General features: G+C 44.4%; 1 protein-coding gene. It reads left to right on the top strand.

The annotated features are described in order from the left end of the window. A partial coding sequence (locus KKI13_04475; protein ID MBU4488303.1) for a hypothetical protein occupies nucleotides 1–8,826 on the top strand: 8,826 nt, incomplete at its 5' end. Nucleotides 8,827–8,872: the final 46 nt, after the last annotated feature.

Here is an 8,872-nt window from a genome sequence, read left to right as displayed (position 1 = left end):
TTTAACTTCATAACTTCATTTGGCTCTTATGGCGCTGCCGAAGGCAAGTTCGACTCTCCTTCCGGCATAACCATAGATTCCGAAGGCAATATCTATGTAACGGATAGACTTAACAGTTGTATCCAAAAATTCGACAAAAACTTTAACTTCATAACTTCATTCGGCTCTTATGGCGCTGCCGAAGGCAAGTTCGACTTTCCTTCCGACATAACCATAGATTCCGAAGGCAATATATACGTAGCAGATGTAGGCAACCACCGCATCCAAATAATAAAGAAAAAGCCGATAGAATTTTTCATTTCGAAACTTGCAAGCACAAACCCCACCGAGCGCCTTGTCGCGGCCCAGATTTTAGGCGAGCGTGGCGACGCTGCCGCAGTTCAGCCGTTAATAAATCTTATTGAATCCGAGCCGTGCGATACCACCGCATCGCAGGATGCCGTAAAAGCCGCGGCGAAGGCGCTAAAGGCACTCGGCGAATCAGTCGGCTATTATGATTATGGCGTGGTGTATGTCACTCTTGCGAAGCTTAATGTAATGGCACCGGCTCTTAAATTTGTGGCGACTTATCCTGAACTGGTAGCGATAAACCTTGAAGTTGGCATAACTTTTGCAACCAACGACTTGATAACAAAAACTGATCTCAATGATCTCGTTCAATCACAGGGCCGCAGCAACAATTGGACATTCCACTCACACGCTACAGATAACCGCTATATAAAACTATATGAAGACGAGACAGCGGTACGCTATAATTATAGTACTTTAGATTTAGTAAGCATATACCAGCTTAATCCTTCCGCAATACTTTTTGAGCCTGCCGGTTTTGGCAGTCTGGCCACTGCCCAGGCCTCTGCCTTACACCAAATCATGCAGAATGAACCTGACGGATTTGATACAACCTTTAAAATAGGGACAGATACCTATAAAGTGCATCAGATAGCAGACGGTATAGAGATATGGAAAAAAGACGCCGCAGAAGTCATAACCATTGTGCGATACCTGCAGGCGAACAGTTATGCTAAAGAAGATTTAGGCACAAGCGACAATGTAAAATTCGACGCCCTCGGCAAAAATAAGGAACTTTCCGGCGCAGAACTCTTGCAGCGCATAAATACCGAGAACCTATGGGTACAAAGCGACGCGACATTAAAAGCAAATTTAGCAACCTTCGGCACCGGCACAAATACTAATGCCGCAAAGATAGCGAACCTGCTTGCGCAGCTTAACACCACCGGCGCGGAAATCCGTTTCTTCAAAGATCTGAATACACTTGCCTTCAGGCAGGGCAACATCATCTGGCTCAACGAATGGCTGACAAAAGCCAACCAAACCAACGCCCCGCCCGCCATGGAAGTTATACTTGAAGGCCTCCTTACCCACCAGACAAAACACAATTCCACGACGGGGATCCTCTATGAGGAGTGGATGGAAGAGATAGAGGCGGTTTCTGCTGAAGTTGAAGTATATGCAAACGCCATTACAGCCAATCCGCACATAGAAGAGCAGATAAAGACTCTCCTTGACGAGCGTTTCGGCTTAGATAATGTTATAGTTGATGAACTTCTTGAGAATGCTAAAAGGGCTGCCTCGTTGAGTACCTATAGTAAAGCCGACGTTGCCGAATTTGTTACACGTTACTACAAGGAATACTCGGCATACAGCTATCCTATCCTCCATCCGGTATTTGTAGGACCTGACATCGGGGTCCGTAATATCGTTAATCCCAATCGTGAAGCGGGTAAAGTCGCCGTTTACGGCGGAGCAGGTGCCGATATATCCAACTTTCTTTTATCAACCGATGCTACGGAAGGATATTTTATTAACAATGCGCCAAAAGTAGATAAGGCAAGATTAGAAGATGCCTTAAATGATTGGACCAATGGAAATGTTTACAATTTTGCAGATTTCCCTTTTGATATTTATAATTTTAAGGACTATATTTTTAGCAAGAGAGTATGCGGATTTGGTGTTATCAAATATTTAGAAGAGAACATGGAAAGGTGCATTATAGCAGAATTAAAAAGTATTGGGGTGAAAAAAGAAGATATTGTTATTGAGGAAACGGCCACTGGTTCCGTGCGGATACGCTTTAAGTGGTCTTACCCCCAATCGGCCGAAAAGGACTACTCCATAACATTCATTTCAGCAGATATTACCCATCCTGAAAGCTATCCTGAAGAATTGAATTCGGTATTAGACGCCGGAATCGATATATACTACCAACGAGCAGGATTCGGAATCGCTGCGGATTATAATTTGTTTATATCTCACATAGGAAATGCTATCAAAACAGGCGGATACTGTATTACTGATGATAGCTATGTCGACGAAGGTGAGGAAAAAATAGCTCCTAATCCTGATGAGTATTTAAACAAAGGCGGGTCTCTATTTACGCAGGACGGGGATATAACATCGCCCTCACTTGAAAAATTGGAAGAAATTATAGCAAAGATGTGGAATGTATATGATAATTACGGCTGGCACGTCAAGATCCGCCGGAAGCTCTTTAATACTAATTCGGATACCAAAGGCCGTCTCGCAAAAGTTTACGATAACGACGAAACGGTATGGGAGGAATATGAATATGACGGCGCCGGCGAGATAAAAAGAGTTACGTTACTTAATCCTGAAACCGGAAAGAATATAAGACTTGAATTTTCGCCTTTGCCGCCAAACGATATGAAAATATACATATATGCAGAAGGAGAGCCGTTGCCCATCGGATTCGTTTTGTGCCCCGACTATGACGATCCGGATGCCGTACTTCAGCAGTTCATAACGATATCCAATAAGGACTATGAAGGCCAAGGCATAGCTAAAGCGGTTAAAAGATGGCTTGCCCTTAAAGCTTACAGAAACGATAAAAAATTAAAGTTTGCGTGGAATTATAATCCAAAGACAGCCTATTTGGACAGCCGGCTATTTAAGTATGATAAGAACTTTACCCTGAGGGTGGACGACTGGGATGGGTATAGAATCCAAAATGTAAACGAATCCAATATAGGCAAGATACTTCTTGAAAGAGAATATTACTTTAATTATGAAGGCGCGACACGGCGCGTGAAAGTCATAAATGCCGGCACCGGAGAAATCGACAAGTCCGGCCTTCCGCCGGACTACGATGCCTACATAAAGAATATGCGCCTTATAGTGATAGACGGCACAGGTGAGCCGGTAGATTTATTTTATATACCCGCAGCCGCGCTATACTGGGAGGGCAGTGTGGATGCCGCAAGAATCGTCCGCGACATGAAGAATGACAATAAATTGCGAAAAATTGCCGGACTCGGCGGGCAGAAGGCCGTCAAGGAGCTCCTTGATTTTATAAACACAGAAGCGGATTCTTATACTATCGGAAAAATAGCCGAGGCCCTCAACTCCATAGGTATAACTTCAGAAACAGGCACGGCACTGGAAGACGGCGTGGCTATTATCTCTCAGGCCACAATGGATAAGATTACCTCACATGTGGATGCAGCGGGAAGGACCGGCTTGCATGAATACACTTTAGGAAACGGCGTAGTGTTACTAGTAGCAGGCGCGACCGAAAGAGAAATCGCAGAAGGCCTTGCCCATGCGGTGAATAGAACCATATTCACCGGGGACTACGACGAAAACACCCAAACCTTTACCGGAGACACCGCCGCAGCTTTGGCCAGTTTAAGCAATTCGGACTATACTGCGCTGCAGGCCCTTTTCAATATACCACAAGCCTGCGTGAATGCAAACGGGACAATGCAAAAGAAGCATGCCTACATATTAGATGAAACGTTGGCAAAGCTTTACGTATATGAAAGCTTGGAAGAAGAAGGTATGGCGGCGGGTTATATCGACGGCGTAGGCCCAGAAGGACTGACTCAGGATGAGGCAAACAAGCTCACCCAGCTCGAAACAATATTACGCCTTACATATTCAACCGAAACTTATACCTATATCTCAACTATAACAGCTCTTAACTCCTTAAGAGACAGGATTCGCCGGACTTATGAGCTGTACATCTCGCCGGGTATGCTTGAAGCGATTGCGGCGGACGCTGCATCGGAGGATATAGATTGGGAACCGCTTATCGTTATAAGCTATAATTTCAACGCAAAGTATCGCGGGGATATTGAGGAATTTTTCGACAAATATTTCGACATAAACAATGTGGATTATTATAAAGATATATTTCAAACTGAAGCTTCTTTTGAATTGAGCATGAGGCACTTTATTACTCATAATGAAGAGACAAGCTGGCTGGAAACCGATGGCCGCGATGCATGGCTTCACGCAATGTATGATAAATATCATCAGCTCTTTAGAGAAGGAACAACACCAGTCGCTGAAATTAAAGAGCGATTTTACAAAGAGTTGGTATGGATCCTTGAGCTTGCCAGGAACATAAACCTTGTAATCAATTATCAGGTTTTGCAGGTGCTTATTGAAACGGGTATGAAGGATATTATAACGTATAAAGTTTCGTTTACTTATAATGACGATCCTGCCAGTCATTCAATGTTCTACAATGATAATGGTGTCTTGTGCGTCAATTTATATCGGTATACTGAAGAACTCCGGCAGAGCGCATTGAGCTCTCTCCGGTTCAGCATTCTTTATCAAATGGTTTTACGGAATGAGACTGGATACGCCGAGTCCTTCCCGAAAAATCAGGCCCCGGCCGGGACAGAAATAGAGTCCCGTTATCTCGTCGGAATCGCATTTAACAGAGCGCTCTTGCGGCCTGGAGACGCTGCAAACGGGGCTAAGGTGGAAGACCTTATGACGAGATTAGTTTCGGAATGGGCGGCTTACGAACTTTCCCTTAGCGGGGACATCAGAGCGGCCGGTATAAAACGAAGGCTTCAGGAGGCGCGCCGCCGTCTTCCGAAACAGTCAGTTTCAGACGCTGTTTTGGAGATAGCCGCCCGCGCGGCCATAGCAGAAGAAACAGAATATCCGCAGGACGATGAAGACCTTGTGTGGCTGAAGACCTGGCTGCAAAGTGATGGCACGGCTGACGACCTTGCTTATTTTGCCGTTCTTAAAGAGGAGTTTAAAACATATCTTAGCGCCATTGAACTGAAGAAAGACCTGAAGATTTGGGTGCTGTCACAGGAACTTTTTGACCAGATAAATCCCACTATAGCAGGCCGGGATTTCTACTACTCTCGGGCCGGCGATGCGTATATTGCCGATAACGGTAATCCCGACGAGATTGAGGCCAGAAAAGCACAAGCCCGCATGCTGCACGAATATTATCATAAGTTAAGGGATGTGCCCTTAGAGCTTCATACAGCAGCCGATTTCTTCAAGAGCGATCCCGGATATAGGGAGGCGGTAGAAAAGACCCTTGCCATTATGGGTTCGTCAGATCCCGTTAAGAGGGCAGAGGATGTTATGTATGGTGAAAACGGCAGGTTTGATAATGTATCCCTGGAGAACAAGCCAGAGTTCTTTGAGTTTATGACGCCGGAAGATATAGGAGTAAAGATTAATGCCTATTTCAATTCACCCAATTATGACGGAAAACCGGCTGTGTTTGTAATAAAATATGTAACGGGTAACCTGGCGATGTTCGACATATTCTCACCCGATAGCAGTAAAAATTTTAACTACGATACGAATAAACCTGAGATTAAGTACACGCTCCGCGGATTCATAGATAAGTACGACGATGGCACTATAGGCATATTTTTCCAGGGTCACCAGACCCGTGATCTTGCGCGCTTTATGCAGCACCACGGCTGGGGCCCCGTTTATAGCAAACAAGACCTGGAAGAAGTGACCCGCAACGAGATGATTTATGCGGCACGTATGTTCATAGATACGGGGATTTTTGGTCCCGAAACAAAAACCTACATGCCCTACCGCAACCCCGATGGCAGCATAGAATGGGAAGCTAACAGGTCTTTGCTCGACCTGGCTAACTCCGATCTTTCCAGGCGGTACCTCTATCCGCCGATAAATAATCCGGATTATGTGCCTCAGTCCACCATGTCTGTGATAGGCGAAATGCTCGCACGCTATAATTATATTAAAATAAAGCAGCTTCGAGGCATAACATTGAGTGCACTTGAGTTGGAATTGATTACGGCCGTCGAAAATGTTGCTTATCTGCCGGAACTGCTTGAGGTATTCCCGCTTTACGGCATGGATGAGTTTACAGCAGATTATTTAATCAACCTTATAAAATCCCAACCCGGCGATACGCCGGCATCGCAGGCGGTTATAAAAGCAGCGGCTACGGCGCTGAACTCCATCAACATCACCGGTGCAGACAATATATATTTGGTATCTTTGGATACAATTAATAAAATAAAAATAGCTTTGAAGATAACCGAAGATACGGCCAGCGTTTTCTTTGAAAAAGGGATTGCATTAGTTAGTGAGGATTTTTCATCGAGCGTAAATACTTTTGCAAGTTCACCGTATAACGAAACAGATGCGAGGCCTACCTTTTTTGATGTCTTATCAGGCCGCATTACCTATTCTATGCTCAAACCGGACGCAGCACCGTATATTCCTGCAATTATCGCAGATTTAGAAACGGCCGGCTTTAGAGTTTTATCGCAAAAACAAATAATCAATGCGCCGCGCGAAGTGGTGGAACTATTTTATAAGGAGCATAAGGAAAAATCCTTTTATGAGGGCCTTGTCAGTTATATAAAAAATGGCATAATCATCCCCTTAATTCTTTATTATGACGGGACTGATATGACGGCTTACGATAAATTAAGAAGCGTAATGGGCGATGCGATGAACCCCGCTGAGGGTACGCTGAGGTATAAATACGGCGTTCAAACCGTTGATATAATCGGCGATGACGGCAAGACTTATACAGTTACGAAAAATAAAATTCACGGCTCGGATTCACTCGAGGCCGTAATGAGAGAAATAGGACTTCTCTTTAACATTGATGAATTAAATACCGTATTTTCTGATTTTTCCGCCGGGCTCTTTGATTTATTTAAAGCCAGCGAAATAGCCAAAAGAAACGATTCTAAAATCCAAATTGCAATAGATGTATTAAGCCGAGCAAGTGTTATTAACGACCTAAGCTCGTACCTTTCGAGCCCGAATAGGATAATGCGGTTTGTCGCCGCTAAACTTCTTGGCGAAATTAGTACACCCGAAGCTGCACAGGCGCTGATTAACTTCATATCCTCTGGCACTGAAACTGTTCCTGCCGTGCGGACAACCGTTGATACCGCCTTAAAATCCATAGACGTCTCCAAAATGTCTTCATACACCTACTTCACCGCCGGCCAGGCGTTCTTTAGTAACTTTGAGGGAGGCATATACGCTACTGAAGAATACGTTGTTGCCGGTGAGGTTATAATAATAAAATCAGGATATACAAGTATTGAGCCTATACTTGCGCAGGGTTTAGCTAAATCTTACTTTGAGATAAAAAAGCGGGAGGATGCGGTGTATATAAATGCTCTTAAAACAACCCTCGTTGCCGTAGACGTAAAATATAATGATGAAACGGAAATAAAGAACGCCTTAGCTTCCATCGCAAGAGACCTGTATTTAGGCAACGATATATCTGCAAATCAACCGAAGGATATATTTGAGATTAGGCTCTTTTTTGAAGATTTTGCTGTTTTTGCTCAAGGTAATAATGCAACCCGCGATGTGGGTTCACAGCTTATAACTAATCTGGTGACGCAGACGGTTAAAGATTTACAGAATATGGATTTTGCGGCTTCACTTGACACGATGCGTACAGATGCGCTGTGGCTCGTAGACAATATGCCTGAGCTTAAGGCGATGAGCGACGCTACGATTAGTCACGTCAAGGCGATTGTAATTTCGTTAATTAACCTTGTGAGAGGCGAAGCAGGCGGCGGGTTCGAAGCGTTGTATGACAGCCTTTCATCCACGTTAGGCAGCGTTGATAAAACAGCATATTTCGCGAAGCTTTCTCTGCTCAAGCAAAAGTTTGACGCGATGTCAGCGCAGGATAAACGTAATCTGTTATTTAGTTCCATATTCCATGATATAAAGAAAGATTCGGCCACCCGGGTAAGATGGCATGGCGCAGAGGGAGCCACCTTCACGGCCGGTATATTAGAGAGTAGAGTGGCAGGCACTCAGATAGATATCACAAAGATAGAGGATATTATCCGTTATCACGGCTATATGGCAGATTTTGGCACGTATTCTTTCCCGGATACTTTTACCGCCATGGACCAGACTCTTCGCGACTCTCTGGCTATAGCGGACGCAATGGACGCTACGGCCAAGACAGACGGAAACAGACTTTCGCCCATGATGATAGACGCACTTCTTGGTCTGACGAATACGGTTACGCTCGGAGATTATAAAACTTCAAATAACTTTTATACATACAGGATAGATAGCGCCTTTTGCCCGATGGATCACGGCAATCTAAGCCCCGATTATATAAGTGATACATACGGAGCTATAGACACGGTCTTCAATGGCATTAATATAGCCGAAAGAAATACTTTTACGACGACCTGGCAGAATAAAATATCGGTGGATTCATGGGTTTTCTTCAGGACTCTCAGAAATTCGTCTGCCGAAAGATTCGCGAAATTCATAAAATTACTTAGCCAGATAACGGATAAGTATACACGTGAAAATCCGGCGTACAGCCAGATAATATTCGACACAGATATCGATTTCTACGCGTTGGCTACCGCCGAAAGGGAAGATTACGTAAACCGCCTGACTGGCCTACTAGATACTATGCCCCCCACATCATCGCAGGCACAGGTTGAAAGTGAGCTCGCCGCGCATGGCTGGACCAGTGTGTTCGGAATACCTCTCACGATACAGAACGGCCGCATCGTCATAAATCTCCTAAACCTTTAAATCTTAACCTTTTTAATTTAGTTTGACTTTGCTCGCCTTATATAAT

This window comes from Candidatus Omnitrophota bacterium (genome assembly GCA_018894435.1).
Lineage (GTDB): Bacteria > Omnitrophota > Gorgyraeia > JAHIPI01 > JAHIPI01 > JAHIPI01.
The sequence above is the reverse complement of the archived record's forward strand: the minus strand, read 5'-3'. Positions and strand labels throughout refer to the sequence as shown.